Source organism: Candidatus Omnitrophota bacterium (assembly GCA_013791745.1).
Taxonomy (GTDB): domain Bacteria; phylum CG03; class CG03; order CG03; family CG03; genus CG03.
In genome coordinates, this window is the sequence record VMTH01000038.1 from 1 (window position 1) to 15,744 (window position 15,744).

18 protein-coding genes and 1 tRNA gene are annotated in these 15,744 nt (G+C 49.0%); 7 read left to right on the top strand and 12 right to left on the bottom strand.

Annotated features, from left to right (window positions below; all coding sequences use genetic code 11):
* A partial coding sequence (gene lpxK, locus FP827_01635) for a tetraacyldisaccharide 4'-kinase (GenBank protein MBA3051785.1) occupies positions 1 to 1,309 on the bottom strand: 1,309 nt, incomplete at its 3' end.
* 44 nt (positions 1,310 to 1,353) lie between these two features.
* Here lpxK and folP point away from each other — a divergent pair.
* The 6 genes from folP to FP827_01665 all read left to right on the top strand — a co-directional run bounded on the left by folP (position 1,354) and on the right by FP827_01665 (position 6,799).
* Entirely contained in the window at positions 1,354 to 2,208 is an 855-nt protein-coding gene (gene folP, locus FP827_01640; protein MBA3051786.1) for a dihydropteroate synthase, read from the top strand.
* Positions 2,209 to 2,943: a PD-(D/E)XK nuclease family protein gene (locus FP827_01645; protein ID MBA3051787.1), complete on the top strand. Its 735-nt coding sequence runs from the start codon at positions 2,209 to 2,211 to the stop codon at positions 2,941 to 2,943.
* Positions 2,915 to 3,907, top strand: coding sequence for a hypothetical protein (locus FP827_01650; protein MBA3051788.1), 993 nt, complete (start codon positions 2,915 to 2,917; stop codon positions 3,905 to 3,907). The genes FP827_01645 and FP827_01650 overlap by 29 nt, the downstream gene beginning before the upstream one ends.
* Positions 3,908 to 4,165: 258 nt before the next feature.
* Positions 4,166 to 4,723, top strand: coding sequence for a LemA family protein (locus FP827_01655; protein ID MBA3051789.1), 558 nt, complete (start codon positions 4,166 to 4,168; stop codon positions 4,721 to 4,723).
* Positions 4,713 to 5,453 (top strand): glucose-1-phosphate thymidylyltransferase, encoded by a 741-nt coding sequence (locus FP827_01660; protein MBA3051790.1) that lies wholly within the window; start codon positions 4,713 to 4,715, stop codon positions 5,451 to 5,453. The genes FP827_01655 and FP827_01660 overlap by 11 nt, the downstream gene beginning before the upstream one ends.
* A complete protein-coding gene (locus tag FP827_01665) occupies positions 5,450 to 6,799 on the top strand; it encodes a phosphoglucosamine mutase (protein MBA3051791.1) in 1,350 nt (449 codons plus the stop codon). Before FP827_01660 ends, FP827_01665 begins: the two co-directional genes overlap by 4 nt.
* 199 nt (positions 6,800 to 6,998) lie before the next feature.
* Here the strand turns inward: FP827_01665 and mnmE are convergent, their stop codons facing one another.
* The 5 genes from mnmE to FP827_01690 are packed head-to-tail and all read right to left on the bottom strand — an operon-like array spanning position 6,999 to position 10,521.
* The gene (gene mnmE / locus FP827_01670) at positions 6,999 to 8,399 is read right to left on the bottom strand and encodes a tRNA uridine-5-carboxymethylaminomethyl(34) synthesis GTPase MnmE (GenBank protein MBA3051792.1); all 1,401 of its coding nucleotides are present in this window, start codon (positions 8,397 to 8,399) and stop codon (positions 6,999 to 7,001) included.
* Positions 8,396 to 9,889: a membrane protein insertase YidC gene (yidC, locus tag FP827_01675; protein MBA3051793.1), complete on the bottom strand. Its 1,494-nt coding sequence runs from the start codon at positions 9,887 to 9,889 to the stop codon at positions 8,396 to 8,398. Before yidC ends, mnmE begins: the two co-directional genes overlap by 4 nt.
* A gap of 32 nt (positions 9,890 to 9,921) precedes the next feature.
* On the bottom strand, positions 9,922 to 10,122 hold the full coding sequence (yidD, locus tag FP827_01680; GenBank protein MBA3051794.1) for a membrane protein insertion efficiency factor YidD: 201 nt from the start codon (positions 10,120 to 10,122) through the stop codon (positions 9,922 to 9,924).
* Between the two features lie 2 nt (positions 10,123 to 10,124).
* Entirely contained in the window at positions 10,125 to 10,427 is a 303-nt protein-coding gene (locus tag FP827_01685; protein ID MBA3051795.1) for a hypothetical protein, read from the bottom strand.
* Entirely contained in the window at positions 10,387 to 10,521 is a 135-nt protein-coding gene (locus FP827_01690; protein ID MBA3051796.1) for a 50S ribosomal protein L34, read from the bottom strand. The genes FP827_01685 and FP827_01690 overlap by 41 nt, the downstream gene beginning before the upstream one ends.
* 66 nt (positions 10,522 to 10,587) lie before the next feature.
* On the opposite strand from FP827_01690, the gene nth reads away from it, so the two are divergent.
* Positions 10,588 to 11,220, top strand: a complete 633-nt coding sequence (gene nth, locus FP827_01695) for an endonuclease III (GenBank protein ID MBA3051797.1) — start codon at positions 10,588 to 10,590, stop codon at positions 11,218 to 11,220.
* Positions 11,221 to 11,225: 5 nt separating this feature from the next.
* Here the strand turns inward: nth and hisF are convergent, their stop codons facing one another.
* The 6 genes from hisF to murD all read right to left on the bottom strand — a co-directional run.
* Positions 11,226 to 12,014, bottom strand: coding sequence for an imidazole glycerol phosphate synthase subunit HisF (gene hisF, locus FP827_01700; protein ID MBA3051798.1), 789 nt, complete (start codon positions 12,012 to 12,014; stop codon positions 11,226 to 11,228).
* On the bottom strand, positions 12,007 to 12,645 hold the full coding sequence (gene hisH, locus FP827_01705; protein ID MBA3051799.1) for an imidazole glycerol phosphate synthase subunit HisH: 639 nt from the start codon (positions 12,643 to 12,645) through the stop codon (positions 12,007 to 12,009). The genes hisF and hisH overlap by 8 nt, the downstream gene beginning before the upstream one ends.
* On the bottom strand, positions 12,642 to 13,535 hold the full coding sequence (locus FP827_01710) for a hypothetical protein (protein MBA3051800.1): 894 nt from the start codon (positions 13,533 to 13,535) through the stop codon (positions 12,642 to 12,644). Before FP827_01710 ends, hisH begins: the two co-directional genes overlap by 4 nt.
* An 11-nt stretch (positions 13,536 to 13,546) precedes the next feature.
* Positions 13,547 to 13,617: transfer RNA gene (locus tag FP827_01715), tRNA-Gly, on the bottom strand.
* Between the two features lie 18 nt (positions 13,618 to 13,635).
* On the bottom strand, positions 13,636 to 14,745 hold the full coding sequence (ftsW, locus tag FP827_01720; GenBank protein ID MBA3051801.1) for a putative lipid II flippase FtsW: 1,110 nt from the start codon (positions 14,743 to 14,745) through the stop codon (positions 13,636 to 13,638).
* Positions 14,724 to 15,744, bottom strand: a 1,021-nt coding sequence (gene murD, locus FP827_01725) for a UDP-N-acetylmuramoyl-L-alanine--D-glutamate ligase (protein MBA3051802.1), incomplete at its 5' end; no start/stop codon positions are given. The genes ftsW and murD, both read right to left, overlap by 22 nt.

Here is a 15,744-nt window from a genome sequence, read left to right on the forward strand (position 1 = left end):
CATCAATGCCGAAGTCGTCTATGGCTTTTTCAAAAAGCAGTGCTTCCGGTTTTCTGCAGGCGCATTCTTCGTCAGGCCTGTGGGGGCAGATGTATATGCCCGATATGTTTATTCCGTTCCCGGCGAGTTTGTCTGTCAGGGCTTTATTGAATTTCTTCACCTGATTCAAGCTGTAATAACCTCTGCCTATTCCCGATTGATTGCTTGCTATTATAAGGAGATAACCGGCGTCAGAAAGTTTTTTGAGGGCGGGGATCGTTTCAGGAAAGAGTTTCAGGTCTTTTTTCTTTATTACATAACCAGGATCGATATTCAGTGTGCCGTCACGGTCGAGCAGCACGGCTTTGTTCTCTCCGCCCCCGGGGAAAATGAGCTTTACGATGTCTTCGCTGTATGCGGATTCCGTTTCAACGCTTAGTATGTCGGCGGGCGAAGAAAGTCCCCCGAGCTTCACGGCGTCTTTTGCCGTTGTCAGCCATGTGAGATTCTTGTCCAGCTTATCAATGTCGGAGCCGCTGTAATCATGATGATCGCCGAAAGATATGAACTGTTGTAAGGCGATCCCGTTTTTTTCAAGGAATCTTTTGAAAGAATCGGGTTTCCCTATGCCGCAGAAGGCCCCGAGCTCCTTGTTCTCCAGGGATACAGCGGATATTTTTTCCGAAGTCTTTATATCCATGATACCGCTGAGTTTCAGTTCCGAGCTTATAACGGGAGCTTTTGTAAAAGAGCGTATTTGTTCCTTCAATTTTTCCACATCCCGCGTTTCGGCGAGATTTGATTTGCTGATGACGATCATATCGGCCCGCCTGAGAGCGCGCTTCCCTTCCCTCATAAGGCCCCGCCAGGGAGAAAGGGCGTCAACAATCACTATGTCCCTGTCTTTTCCCATTGTGAAATTCTGGAAGGCGTCATCAAGGATGAAAATGCCGCTTTTGAATTTTTTACGCGCGTATCTTATTCCCTTAATTCTGTTTTTGGAGACGATGACGGGTGTCGGGGCGAGTTTTTCCGCCATCATCACGGCTTCATCACCGAAAAGTTCAGCCGCCCCGGAGCCTGTTTGCGCCTGTGCGGGGCCTTTTGTTTTTCCTTTATATCCCCGGGTTATGACGGCTGGTTTCTTTTTACCGCCCAGCATCCGGCACAGATCAATGACAAACGCCGTTTTCCCGGTGCCGCCGGCGGATATGTTGCCGGCAGAAATCACAAAACCCGGCATTATCGCTTTTTTGCGTAAACCTTTTTCAAAAAGAAAGCGGTTTATCCCGGTTGCCGCGCCGTAGATAAGAGAAATAAGTTTAATCACGCCGCCATTATAACATTTTTGTGTTTTTTTGCTAAAATAATTCCATGGATTGGACAAGCAGATCGAGCGGAAAAAAATACGCCATCCCCTTCGGCGAAAGAACTTTTATAATGGGTATCATCAACACATCGCCGGATTCTTTTTCGGGCGACGGCCTCAATTCAGATGATGAGGCTCTCCGCCAGGCCGGGCGTTTCATCAGAGAGGGTGCCGACATTCTTGATGTCGGCGGTCAGTCAACCCGTCCCGGGGCCAAAGCGATAGATGCCGGAGAAGAAATAAAAAGGACGGCCTCTCTCATAAAAGAGCTGTCTTCAAAATTTGATGTTCCCGTATCCATTGACACATACAAATCGGAAGTCGCAAGAGCCGCCCTGGAAAACGGCGCCGCCATGATAAATGACATAAGCGCTTTTCAGTTTGATAAGAAGATGCCGGGAATAGTATCCGAATACGGGGTGCCGGCCATACTCATGCACATCAAAGGGATACCTGAAAATATGCAGGATGGCGTGATCGTCTATGACGATGTGATGGATTCCATAAAGGAATATCTGCGCAAAGCTATCAAGGGCGCTCTTGAGGCGGGCATCAGCGAGAACATGATAATAGTGGATCCTGGAATCGGGTTCGGCAAGACTGTTGAGCACAATCTCATAATACTCCAGCGCCTCGCTGAATTAAAAGAACTCGGCAGGCCCGTGCTGGCCGGGGTCTCGCGCAAGTCTTTTATCGGCAAAACGCTGAACCTTCCGGAGAATGACAGGCTGGAAGGGACCGCCGCTGCCGTGGCCGCCGCCATTATGAACGGGGCGGATATGATCAGGGTGCATGATGTCGGAGCTATGAAGAGAGTCGCGGCTATGACGGACGCTATTGTGAAAGCCGGAGGCGAATAAATGCGCCTGAGTTATTCAAAATTGAGCGCTTATGAGAAATGCCCGTATTCGTATAAGAAAGTTTATATCGACAGGGTGAAGACTCCTTACAAAAAGTATTTTTCCTTCGGCCATTCCCTGCACGCGGCTCTTGAGGATTTTTATTCGGGCCGCCTCTCGTACTGGCTGGGGCTGAAGAAGCCCTCGAAAGAAAATCTTATTTCCGCGCTCAGGCGGCATTGGAAGAGCGAGGGCTACAGCAGTGAGGAAAGCGAGCGCGCTTTTGAGGAGGGCAGACAGATACTTGAGAATTACTACGAGGTTTTTGTCCGCGGTGATTTCAGCCCCGCCTGGCGCGTGGAGCCGCAATTCTCGTTTTCCGCTGGCCGCCATCAGGTGGGGGGCTTTATAGACAGGATACACAGGAACGGCGGCGGTTTTGAGATAATAGATTATAAAACGCACAGGCAGATACCCGAGAAGGAAACGCTTGAGAGGGATCTTCAGCTTCCCATATACTACATCGGCTGTACCGAATATTTCAGGAAAAAGATAACGGCGGTTTCGTATATTTTTCTGAGGCACGCCAAAAAGGTGACTTATGACGTGAACCGTTTTGACGTCGGACGAATAAAACAGCGCATTGAGATGACAGCGGACCGCATGGCGGGGGAGAGCGATTTCCGGCCCCGCCGGAACAACTATTGCGGCGCCTGCGATTTCAAGAATGAATGCGGCCTGTTCAATTCCGCTTAATATGGATTTTCAGCCGAGAATAAATCAGGTGATCAGAAACGCCGGCATTGTTGCTGTTCTCATTATTGTCTCCCTGTTGTTTCTGGGCGGTAACATAAAGCTCGGGGAAAACGAGCTGAAGCTTCTCATAGCGCTGGCTACGCTTCTTGTGCTGAGTGTTTTCATGTTCTTCTGGGGATGGGAGCTATTCGGCATCAAGAGCATGATAGAGAACATACCCACCTCAAAAATACGCTCCATGCCCATGGGCATAGTGGAACTTAAGGGCGTCTCCGCCGCGAAGTATCCGCTGGAGACAAAACTCAACGGAATCAACTGCGTGTTCTATAAATACAAAGTGGAGAAACTGACCGTGACAGGCCACGGCGAAAACCGCCGCCGGGCCTGGAAGGTGATCGCCGAGGGCCAGAGCATAACGCCTTTTTACATCAAGGATTCAACAGGCACCGTGCTGATAGAGCCCTTTAACTGCGACAGCATACTTGAAAGAAAATACTATCATTCGGAAGGTTATGGTGACGGCGCGAAAAGATACAGCGAATGGTATGTGTCTCCCGGCGAACAGCTCTATGCCATAGGCTATGCCGGCAAAAGCCGCGATGTGATGGCAGGGAGAAAGGAGAAGCTCCTGACGCGGCTCAAGGAGATCAAGGCCTCGGCCGAATCCCGCGCGAAATATGATTTAAACGGCGACGGCAATCTGGACGATCACGAATGGATGATGGCGGTGGAGGACATTAAAAAAGCGATCGCGCTTGAAGAAGGCGCTGATGACCTCTGCGATGTGGCGGTGTCGGGGAGAAACGCTGAAAAGATGCTCATATCCGATAAAAGCGAGAAGGAACTTTTGAGCGGCTTCGCGCTGAAAAGTTTCTTTTTTATTTCCGGGGGCATTGTCGTGTTCGCGGTTTCTTCATATTTTCTTCTCGGCCTCTTGCGCTCATCAGGCCTTATCGAAAAATAAAATGCGGATGTATATAACCCCAAAAACCGCTTTTTCGCTAGACGGAAAATTTTTAACGGATAAAAAATCTAAAATTCCGCAACTCGCCCCGGCTTAGCACCGAGGCTCAGACAAGCGGAATTTCTTTACGATTTTTTCTCCTAAATTTTCCTATATCGCTTTAAAGCGCTTTATTGGGATTATTAACTTAGTGCGCGGCTTTTGTGTGAAAGGTAAAATTTGCTAATATTCAGGAAATATTAGAGGAGGGTCAGGCTTATGGATTATATTATAGATATTCTGCTCTGGGGCTCGCTTGCCGCGGTGGTGATATACATAGTCAAGATTTACAACAATCTTGTGGTGCTCAAAAGAAATGCGGATAAGGCCTGGTCCAACATCGATGTCCTCTTAAAGCAGAGGTATGATGAGATCCCGAAGCTGGTGAAAACCGTCAAGGGGTATATGGGGCACGAGAAATCAACGATTGTTGATGTGATAAAAGCCCGCGGCGCCTGCATTCACGCGGGCACCGTCGCCGAGCAGGGCCAGGCGGAAAATATGCTCAGCGGCGCCCTGGGAAAGCTCTTCGCTCTTTCGGAAAAATACCCGGAACTGAAAGCGAACGAGAATTTCGCGCATCTGCAGAGCAGGATAACGCAGATAGAGAACCAGATAGCCGACCGCAGGGAATTCTACAACGACAGCGTGAATGTCTATAACATAAGGATACACCAGCTGCCGGACGCTATGCTGGCGTCTTTCGTGGGATATAAAGACGCTGATCTTTTCAAAATATCAAGCAGAGAACGACAGGATGTGAACATTGACTTTTAAAGCTGAAGATTTTTTTGACCTGAGCGGTTTTCCCCACAGGGAGATTTTTAAGGATGTTGAAACTGTCTGGGAAGTGCTGCCGCTGATCGGCGGTTACATTAAGAAACACATAAAGCCGAATGTGAGCGACATCAGAAATGGCGGTGACCTTATAACAGAAAAAAAAGTGCTTGAAAACGGCGCGGTCGTTCACGCGGGCGCTCTTCTTATGGATGACAACATAGAACTTGGCCCGGGAGTTGTCGTCGAGCCCGGCGCTATGATAACGGGCCCGGTCATAATAGGCGAGAAGAGCGAGGTGCGGCAGGGCGCCTACATAAGGGGCAAGGTCATCACCGGCCCCGGATGCGTTATCGGCCACACGACTGAAATTAAAAACGCGATAATGACGGGTAAGAGCAAAGCCGGTCATTTTGCTTATATAGGAGACAGTATACTCGGCAGTGTTAATCTTGGAGCGGGTACAAAGCTTGCTAATTTTAAGCTGAGTGAGGATATAATAAATGTTATAAATCCGGATACGAGGCATAAAATTAATACGGGATTGAGAAAATTCGGCGCCATTCTCGGAGACGGCGTCTCAACCGGATGCAATTCGGTCATGATGCCGGGAACCATACTTGGTAAAAATTGCATGGTATACCCTAATTTTACTGTCCGCGGAACATGGGAAAACGGAACAATAATCAAATGGAATATGGGGACACTCGAGTTGGAGGGCAGAAAATGAGATTATTCGGAACGGACGGAATTAGGGGCGTGGCCAACAAAAGCCCGATGACGCCTTTTCATATTATGAAAGTTGGCGGCGCTCTGGCGAATTATTTCAAGAAGACAAAATCTCACCGCCCGAAAATACTGATAGGCAAAGACACCCGGCTTTCGGGATATATGCTTGAGAGTTCGCTCGCCGCCGGGATCACGGCAATGGGCGGGGATGTCCTGCTTGTGGGGCCTATGCCCACTCCGGGAATAGCGTTCCTGACAAAAAACATCAACGCGGATGCCGGCGTGGTTATTTCCGCCTCGCATAATCCCTATATGGACAACGGCATCAAAGTGTTCAACTCCGAGGGCATGAAACTTTCGGATTCCGCGGAAAAGGAAATAGAAAAGATAGCGCTTTCGGCAAACATACACCACCTTCTCCCCGTGTCTTCGCGGATAGGGAAGAATGTCCGTGTGGATGACGCTCTCGGGCGTTACATAGTATTCCTGAAAAATTCACTTCCGCGGGATTTTTCTCTGGAAGGAATGAAGGTCACACTCGATTGCGCAAACGGCGCCACTTATAAAATAGCCCCGATGATCTTCAACGAACTCCGCGCGGAGGTTAAAGCCGTGGGCATCAGCCCGGACGGGACCAACATCAATAAGAACTGCGGTTCCCTGTATCCTGAAAAGCTCGCTAACATAGTTTTAAAAGAGCGCTCGAACGCGGGATTTGCTTTTGACGGCGACGGCGACCGGCTCATCGCGATTGATGAAAAAGGCCATATAGTTTCAGGCGACGAGATAATAGCCATTGTTTCCAATTTTCTGAAAGAACAGAAACAGCTCAAAAACAATTTCGTGGTGGGAACGGTCATGTCCAATTACGGCCTTCGTAAATATTTCGAGCAGAAAGGGATCAGGAGTTCCATGACGAGGGTCGGGGATAAATATGTTCTTGAAGAGATGTACAAGCGCGGAGCCGTCATAGGCGGCGAGGATTCAGGGCATATTATTTTTCTCAATCATCACAGCACCGGAGACGGACTTCTCACGGCGCTCCAGCTTATTTCCGTGATGAAGCATACAAAAAAGAAACTTTCGGAATTGAGAAAAGTTATGAAAAGATATCCCCAGGTGCTCATCAATTTGCCCGTGGGCAAAAGAGCGGATTTCAAAAAGGTGCCTGAGCTCAAAAAAACATATGACGAGGCGTCCGCGAAGCTCGCGGGCCGCGGCAGAGTCCTTATCAGATACTCCGGCACCCAGCTCCTTCTGCGGATCATGGTGGAAGGGCCTTCCCATAAAGAAATAACCAAGATAGCCGAAGACCTTACAAAAATATTCAAAAAGAAATTAGCCTGAAACTCTGAAAAGTCCCCGAAAAGACGCTTTAGAGCGATATAGGAAAATTTAGGAGAAAAAAGCGTAAAGAAATTCCGCTTGTCTGAGCCACGGCATTAAGCCGGGGCGAGTTGCGGAATTTTAGATTTTTTATCCGTTAAAAATTTTCCGTCTAGCGAAAAAGCGCTTTTCGGGGACTTATCCAGCCAAACCTCTGCCATTATTTGCCTATACAGAATTTTGAGAATATCTCGTTTATCATCTCTTCCCTGAATTCCCGGCCGGTTATTTTGTCAAGTTCGGCGAGGGCCTTTTCAATGAGCCAGACGCTTTCAGCGGGCCTTCGGGAGAGGATCCCGCGGGCTTCTTTGATTTGGGAAAGACAGTTTTTCAGGCAATCGGCCTGACGCGCGGAAGTGAGGAGGGTGTCGTCTTCGGAAATAAAGGAGCCCGAAACGAGATGCCTGGCCAGATGTTTTTTGAGGCCGCTTATTCCGAGGTCTTTCAGGCAGGATATGTAAACAGGGCGTGCTGCCATTTTTTTTGGTTGTTCTTTTCTGCCGAGGTCTATTTTGTTTCCGGCCATGATTGTTTTTTTACGGAAGGGTTCCAGCATACGGATGATGTTCATGTCCTGCTCATCGGCTTTTTTTGAAGCGTCGAAAACAAAGATTATAATGTCCGCCTTATTTATGGCGTCCATGGTTTTGTTCATGCCTATTTTTTCTATCACGCCTCGCGGTTTTTTTCTTAAGCCCGCCGTGTCGTAGAGTTCAGCGGGTATTCCGCCTATTTCAACGCTTTCCCTGATTATATCTCTTGTTGTTCCGGGAATGGCTGTGACAATTGCCCGCTCGGATGAGCTGAGCGCGTTTATGAGTGAGGATTTTCCCACATTCGGTTTTCCCGCTATCACTATTTTTACCCCTTCGCTGAAGAGCCGTCCGGCCTCATATCCGTCAAGCAGCCGGGCGCTCTCTTCCTCCGCTCGCGAAATGTCCTTTTTTATTTTTGCCAGGCTCAGCGGAATATCGTCTTCGGGAAAATCTATGGCGGCGTTGAGTTCGGCGGCGGATGTTATGAGTAGTTTCCGCAATTCATCCAATTTTCGTGAAAGTTTACCGCCCATCTGGGCCGCGGCGATTTTTGCCGCTCTCTCACCCCGCGCGCTTATTATACCGGCGACGGATTCAGCCTGGATGAGATCTATGCGGCCGTTTAAAAAAGCCCGTTTTGTGAATTCCCCGGGTTCGGCGGCTCTGGCCCCATGCTCCAGGATGAGCTTAAAGATTTTTTTTATTATAACCGGGCCGCCGTGCGATGAGATCTCGGCGACATCTTCGCGCGTGTAGCTGCGGGGGCTGCGCATAAGAAAAACGAGAACCTCGTCCACGACTTCTCCGCCGTCGTGTATGCGCCCGTATGTGACGCTGTGCGAGGCGATATCCTTTATTTTTTTATGGTCCGCGGGGTTGAAGATTTTCTCAAGAATTTTCCCCGTGCAGGGCCCGCTTATCCGTATTAATCCGACGCTCGCGTGGCCCCATGCGCAGATTGGCGCGGCTATGGTGTCGGGGTAATATTTTGCCTTTCCGGCGGAATGTTCCCGCGCTCCGGTCATTTTAATTTCTTAAGTAAAATGTGTTGCGCCAGAGTGATGACGTTGCTTGTCAGCCAGTAAAGGACGAGCCCCGACGGGAATTTGAGGAATATGAAAGTGAAGAACAGCGGCATAAGGAGCAGCATCTTCTGGGTGGGATCCGTTATGCTTAACTTCTGCTGAAAAAACATCGTGGCGCCCATAAGGAGCGGCAGAGGCCCTATCGGCCATGAACCTATGAAAGGCAGGAAGGCGGGCAGATGGCCGAAAAGCATATCCGGCCTTGAAAGGTCGGTGAGCCAGAAAATAAAATGAGCGCCTCTGAGTTCAACAAGGCCCTGGAGCATTGTGAACAAGCTCCAGAAAATAGGTATCTGTATCAGCACGGGGAGGCATCCGCCGAGAGGGTTCACTTTCTGCACGCGGTAAAGATTGAGCAGCTCCTCGTTCATGCGTTTGGGGTCATCCTTGTACTGTGACTGCAGTTTTTTGACATAGGGCTGTATGCGTTTCATGGCTTCCGCGGATTTGATATTTTTCTTTGTCAGCGGGAACATGAATATCTGTATGATCAGCGTCAGCAGGCATATTGACCAGCCGTAATTGCCGAAGATGCCGTAAAAGAAATTAAGTATGTGGATGAAGAAAACGCTTATAAAGGAAAAGAGCCCGAGGTTCAATGTTTTCTCAAGGCCGTTTTTCCTCGCGGATAAGCCGGAATAGGATTTTTCGGCTGCGAGTATTTTCAGTTTCAGCGATTTGCCTTCAGGCGAGAACACTATTTCCGGATTCGTCTGCTTAGGATCAATAGAGAAAGAAGTTTTTCCTGAGGGAAAGAACGCCAGAAGGAAATATCTGTTTGAAACGCTCACCCATTCGGACAGGGCGCTTTCCAGGGGAGAAGATATTTTTTTTATTTTTTCGCCGTTGTTGTAATGGAATAGCTGCAGCTTGCGCTTTTCCTGCTCTTCCATAAGTTCGGGGTCGGTGCCTATGCCGCCCGCCCAGGCCGCTTCCACATGAGCGTCTCCGGCCGGAGACAGATTGATCGTCATATATTCGTCGTTAAGCGAATAAACGGCCGAGGCTCCTTTGTAGGACAGATGTATCTGGGCACCCCTTTTTATCACAACGGGGTCTTGAAGCGCCGCGCCGTTGGCATAAAAACGAAAGGGCCTTGTTTCGCCCTCTTTGATAAGGTCTACCTCGCCGTTTTTTTCCCTGATGAAAAGATGGCGTATGTCGCCCGATTCTTTCCCTATAAGGCAGCGCATTGAAGAATTTGATATTTCCAGGGTATCCTCTTCGCGGGGTGCGGGGATTTCCTGAACTTCCTGGCGTTTTGTCTCAGGGGCCGCGGAGGTTTTTTTCTCGACCGGTGAAGTGCTTGTTGTTTGAGGCGCGCGCTCCTCCGGCGGTTTTTGTTTTTTGGAAATAGCGCTCCACCACAAGGCCAGCACTATAAATGAGAGGGCTACCGCCAGAGCCGAGCGTTTGTCCATATCGTTCATAATAATTTCTCCTTAAATTTTCAAACCCTTCGCTATGGCAGATCCACGCCGCCGCGGGCGAAGGGATGGCAGCGCATCAATCTCAGAAAACTTTTCAAAGAACCTTTCGCGATGCCGTATTTTTCAAGAGCCTCAAGGAAGTAATTGGAGCAGGACGGATGGAATCTGCATGAAGGCGTTCTCGGAACGGCCTGCCATATTTTCACGGGAAAACTCACCGCGCTTTTCAACAAATTCATAAACATCCCGCCAGCACCTCTTTCAGAGACCGCGAAAATTCGCCGTATTCGGCCGGCGGCGCCTTTCTCAATGTCACGCATATATCGCTTCTTCCTTCCATGCCCAATGTCCGCGAGCCTTCCCTGATCCATCTTTTGATTTTGTTTCTCCGCACGGCCAGAGGTATGATGCGTTTGGCTATCCTTAAACGAATACGCCCTTCCGGCGAAGGATCCCTCAGTACAAAACATCTGAAAAACTGATTTTCTGTGAATTTATTACGGTGTGAGTTTTTTTCTGCCTTTCTTGCGTCTTGCATTCAAAACATTCACTCCGGAAGATGTCTGCATCCTCTTTCTAAAACCGTGCACTCTTGCCCGCTTTTTTTTATGTGGCTGATATGTTCTTTTCATAGACAGAATTCTTATAAAAAAACGGGCTTTTGTCAATTGCCGCTTTGATTTTTGTTATAATACGGGATGAAAACAGAGGCTCTAAAAATATACCGTCTTTTGAAAGAACATTATCCCCGCGCCCGTATAGCCCTGAAATATAAAAGCCCCTGGGAGCTTCTTGTGGCCACGGTTCTTTCGGCTCAGTGCACGGACAAAAGGGTGAACATGGTGACGGAAAAGCTCTTCGCCAAATACAGGTCCGTAAAAGAATATGCCTCGGCCGATATAAATGAGTTTGAAAATGACATACGCTCCACGGGGTTTTTCAGGAACAAATCCAGAAACATTTTGGATTCCGCTAAAATAATCCTGAAAAAACATAAAGGTGAAGTGCCGCGGACAATGGAAGATCTCACCGCTCTTCCGGGCATAGGCCGGAAAACCGCCAATATCATAAGCTGCAACGCTTTCGGCAAAATTTTCGGCATAGCCGTGGACACCCATGTGGGGCGCCTGTCTCAGAGGCTGGGCTTGAGCGGCTGCAAAGATCCCCTGAAGATTGAACAGGATCTTATGAGATCATTCCCGAAAAAAGACTGGGGCAGAATATCCTATCTGTTTATAGAACACGGCCGCGCCGTTTGCGCGGCAAGGAAGCCTGACTGCGATATCTGTTTTTTAAAAGGCCTTTGCCCCCGCAAACCCTATTCAAAATAGGCGCGTTATATGCGGACGGGAATACCGTTCTCCCGCAGATATTTTTTTGTTTCCGTGATAGAGAATTTGCCGAAGTGAAATATCGACGCGGCCAGGACCGCGTCGGCTTTGCCCTTATCAAGGGCGTCTTTAAGATGGATCAGCTCGCCCGCCCCTCCCGAGGCGATAACCGGCACACTGACGGCTTTCGAGACAGCCGCGGTCAGTTCTATATCAAAACCCGACTGCGTGCCGTCTTTGTCCATACTGGTGAGAAGTATTTCGCCTGAGCCGAGTTCCACGGTTTTTTTTGCCCAGTCTATCACATCTATCCCGGTGGCTTTTCTTCCGCCGTATGTATAGACTTCCCATTTCCCCGGGGCTGTTTTTTTGGCGTCTATCGCCGTGATGATGCACTGCGCGCCGAATTCGCGCGAGGCTGCGCGGATAATCGAGGGGTTCTCCACCGCCGATGTGTTCATGGATACTTTGTCCGCTCCCGCTTTCAGGAGGTCTGAGATATCGGAGAGTTTTCTTATTCCGCCGCCCACCGTCAGCGGGATGAATACCTGTTCGGCCGTTTTCGTCACTATCTCCAGCATCGCAGGCCGCTTTTCCACGGAAGCTGTTATATCAAGATAAACCAGCTCGTCGGCCCCGGCCCGCGCGTAAGCGGCGGCGATTTGCACAGGGTCACCGGCGTCCACCAGGTCGACGAAATTCACGCCTTTCACCACTCTGCCGTTTTTAACGTCAAGGCAGGGTATTATTCTTTTTGCCAGGGCGCTGCTTTTCCGCTTTTGGGGATCATTCATTTTTTCCCCCGCATTTGGCTATGAAGTTTTTCATTATCCTCAATCCGTCCTTTCCGCTTTTTTCCGGATGGAACTGCACGGCCCAGAGATTGTCTTTGACTACGGATGAGGCGAATTCACCGCCGTAATCCGTTGTTGAAGATACGAGAGCCGCATCTTCCGGTGACACATGATAGGAGTGCACGAAATAAAAATAGCTTTCGTCGGCTATTCCCTCGAACATCCCGCTCTCACCCGCGGGACTGTTTTGGAATTTCACTTTATTCCAGCCCATGTGTGGTATTTTCAGATCGTTTCTGAAAAGGTTTACCTTCCCTTTTATTATGTCCATACCCGGCGAGGAGCCGTGTTCTTCGCTGACGCTGAAGAGCATCTGAAGGCCGAGACATATTCCCAGGCACGGTTTCCCGGCCTCTATTTGTGATTTAATAATTGTTATCAGATCCGCTTTTTCAAGATTGTCCATCCCTTTGCCGAAAGCGCCCACACCCGGCAGGACAATACCGTCGGCGGATTCTATTTGTTCAATGCCGGCACTCACCCGCACATCCGCTCCCGACAGCGCCAGGGCCTTGCTGACGCTCCGGATATTGCCCAGGCCGTAATCTATCACGGTGATGGAAGGGGTCATCTCCACCTCCTGTGGAACCACCACCACTGCCCCGGATAGTTTCTTATGTTTTTTTCAATTTGATCGGTGAATTTCTGCGTGTTTTCGGATTCATCGCTGCCGATGGGAATGGCTTTGCCTATGTTTATTACATGCTTTGCGCCTTTGCGGATAATGAAAGCCGGCAGTACAGTTGCGGAAGTTTTACGCGCGAGAGTGTCTGCACCCGTCGCGGTGAGAACGTCTCTGCCGAAAAATTTTGTCATTATGCCGTTTGAAAACCGCTGATCCACAAATATGAAAAGGGAATGGCCGCTTTTTAATTCTTTAAGAGATCTTTTCAAAGCAATAAAACGCGGTTTATAATATATGATAGTTTTGAAAATATTATCGGGCTTGGCCAAACGCTGCCGGTAAACATTAAACATGTTCTCCACATATTTATTGGATACTGCCTTGAGTATGAGGTGCATATCAAATTTATCCAGAATGAATTTGCACACCATCAGAGGGAATTGGCCTATGTGCCCTGAAATGAAAAGAACGGGGCCTTTCTTCAGCGCCTCAGTGTAGTTTTCAAGACCGCTGTATTCAAATCTGCGGTTTATTTCAGCGGTCCCGCGGCAATAAAAATAACGCATCTCCAAAACGCCTCTGACAAAATTCTGAAAAGATTTTATAGCTATTTTTTTCTTTTCATTCTTTGTTTTTAGATCGCCGAAAGCTTTATCCAAATTACAGAGAGCTGTTTGTCTTCGGGGGAATAAGATAAAGTAACATAAGCAGCCGATTATGTCCGCGAGTTTGTTTAAAAAGTGTATGGAACACGGCGTCAGTAGGAAAAAAAACAATTTTAATTTTAGGAAAAGTATGAAATCCAGTATTTGTTTTGCGTTTTTTCCAATTTTCATATTTTCTTTTTAGCGGGTGAGGGGAATCGAACCCCCGTCTTCAGCTTGGGAAGCTGACATTCTACCATTGAACCACACCCGCGCAATTTTTGTTTCGCGTTCATCCCAGCATCCGTTCGGCGCTCTCCATGTAAACGCTTATTATAAGCCCCAGAGCTATGTAAGTCGCCATGAGGTTGGAGCCGCCGTAACTCATGAACGGCAGCGCCAGTCCCTTTGTCGGCAGCAGCCCCAGTCCCACCGCGATATTGGCAAAAGCCCCCAGCGCTATGAGAGTTGTGAGTCCGCCCACGAGTATCCTCGAGAACTTGTCCCTGCACCTCTTTGCCATTTCAAAGCCGATTATAACAAAAACAGCGAATAATAAAAGAATCAGAAAAGAACCTATGATCCCGAATTCCTCGCAGATAACGGAGAAAAGGAAATCCGTGTGCGCGCAGGGAAGATAGAGCAGTTTTGAAGTGGAGGAGCCCGCTCCTTTTCCGAATACGCCGCCTGAAACAACGGCGATAAGCGATCTCGTCAGCTGATAGCCTTCGGCGCTCCGGTGTTTCAAAGGTTCCATGAACGCGGTGATCCTGTCCCTGCGGTAAGCTGTCCCGAACACGGCCCAGTAGGCGAAGGGCAACCCGGCCAGCACGATGCCTATCAGCCTGCTCACCGGAACCTCAGCCAGAAAAAATACCACAAGAAACAGCAGGATAAGGGTGACAGCTGTGCCGAAGTCGGGCTGGCTGTACACGAGGCCCGCCAGGCCGAGAAGCAGGATCATGGGCCCCGTTAATATTTTATAATCATCGAGTTCGCCCCTGTGCCTGTCAAGATAATCAGCCAGGTACATAACCCATATCACTTTCAGGAATTCACTCGGCTGCACCGCGACAGAGCCGGGAAGAAACAGCCACCGGCGCGCGCCTTTTACCGATCGTGTTATTCCGGGGATGAGAATGGCGATAAGGACTATCGTCCCCGCCAGCATCGCCCAGGGTATCGCCTTGCGCATGGTCTTTATATCTATTTCCCAGAGAATGAAAAATATAACGCTGGCTGCTGCCAGCCATAACAACTGCCGGAGAAAATAGTAGTAGGGATTGTTGAGCTCAAAGGAGCTCGTTACCGAAGTGATGTCAAGGATCATGATGAGGCCGGCGCCTGACAGAAAATAAGCGATCAGGATGAAGATCTCCTTTAAGTAAGATTTTTTATCCATTTTTTGAAAGCTTTCCCCCTCTCCTCAAAATCTTTGAACTGGTCGAACGATGAGCACCCCGGAGACAGCAGCACTGTGTCGCCGGGGGAGCTTTTCTTAAGCGCCTTGAGACAGGCGTCAGCGAATTTTTCCGCGGCGGTTATCTCAGTTTTTCCATTGAGCTCTTTTGCTATTTTCGCGCCGGCCTCGCCGTAAACGACAAGCGTTTTCACATTTTGCATGTGTCCGGACAGAGGATTGTATGAGCTGCCCTTGTCCCGTCCCCCCATTATTAAAATCAGGGGCCTGTTTATATTTTTAAGGGCGAAGAGCACGGAAGAAACATTCGTGGCTTTTGAGTCATTGATAAAGATCCTGCCGCGGTGAGTCCCCGAATATTCAAGGCGGTTTGCGAGCGGCCTGAAGCGGTACACCCCCCTGCGGATCTTTTCGGAGGAGACACCCATCGCCATAGCCGCCCCGGCGGCGGCGAGGATGTTGGTTTTGTTGGCGTCAAAAAGGAGTTTCATTTTTTCTTTTTCATAAATGAGCTCTTGAGAAGCGCGGAATTTTTTTGCGGCTTTCGGCGAAAATCGCATGGTGTTTCCCCGGAAATATATGTCTTTCCCGAGTCTCAGGATATCGGAGCCGGGCGATCCCGCGATTCCGCTTATGCCCACGCCCCCGCGCCTGATACCGGCGAATATGCTCTTTTTAACAGCGCCGTATTCGGCCATATTCCTGTATCTTGAAAGATGGTCGCTGTCTATGTTAAGGAGGATACTCACATCAGCCCCGAAAGCTTTGCGTGAAAGATGTTTTTCAAGATTATAGCTCGACACTTCGGCTACGAGGATGCTGTTTTTTTTGAATTTTTTCAGGAGTTCCGTCACCGGTATCCCTATATTTCCGCCGGCAATGGCGTTTTTTCCCGCCGAGGAAAGCACGGCCGCTATCAGGGAAGTGACGGTTGATTTTCCGTTTGTTCCGGTGACGAGGATCCTTTTCACATAAGAGGGA

Bases quoted from the DNA above. Each gene is read 5' to 3' on its own strand.
- folP (MBA3051786.1), top strand. From the start codon at position 1,354: ATGGATTGGACAAGCAGATCGAGCGGAAAAAAATACGCCATCCCCTTC.
- FP827_01645 (MBA3051787.1), top strand. From the start codon at position 2,209: ATGCGCCTGAGTTATTCAAAATTGAGCGCTTATGAGAAATGCCCGTAT.
- FP827_01650 (MBA3051788.1), top strand. From the start codon at position 2,915: ATGAATGCGGCCTGTTCAATTCCGCTTAATATGGATTTTCAGCCGAGA.
- FP827_01655 (MBA3051789.1), top strand. From the start codon at position 4,166: ATGGATTATATTATAGATATTCTGCTCTGGGGCTCGCTTGCCGCGGTG.
- FP827_01665 (MBA3051791.1), top strand. From the start codon at position 5,450: ATGAGATTATTCGGAACGGACGGAATTAGGGGCGTGGCCAACAAAAGC.
- mnmE (MBA3051792.1), bottom strand. From the start codon at position 8,399: ATGACCGGAGCGCGGGAACATTCCGCCGGAAAGGCAAAATATTACCCC.
- yidC (MBA3051793.1), bottom strand. From the start codon at position 9,889: ATGAACGATATGGACAAACGCTCGGCTCTGGCGGTAGCCCTCTCATTT.
- FP827_01685 (MBA3051795.1), bottom strand. From the start codon at position 10,427: ATGCAAGACGCAAGAAAGGCAGAAAAAAACTCACACCGTAATAAATTC.
- FP827_01690 (MBA3051796.1), bottom strand. From the start codon at position 10,521: ATGAAAAGAACATATCAGCCACATAAAAAAAAGCGGGCAAGAGTGCAC.
- nth (MBA3051797.1), top strand. From the start codon at position 10,588: ATGAAAACAGAGGCTCTAAAAATATACCGTCTTTTGAAAGAACATTAT.
- hisF (MBA3051798.1), bottom strand. From the start codon at position 12,014: ATGAATGATCCCCAAAAGCGGAAAAGCAGCGCCCTGGCAAAAAGAATA.
- hisH (MBA3051799.1), bottom strand. From the start codon at position 12,645: ATGACCCCTTCCATCACCGTGATAGATTACGGCCTGGGCAATATCCGG.
- FP827_01710 (MBA3051800.1), bottom strand. From the start codon at position 13,535: ATGAAAATTGGAAAAAACGCAAAACAAATACTGGATTTCATACTTTTC.
- ftsW (MBA3051801.1), bottom strand. From the start codon at position 14,745: ATGGATAAAAAATCTTACTTAAAGGAGATCTTCATCCTGATCGCTTAT.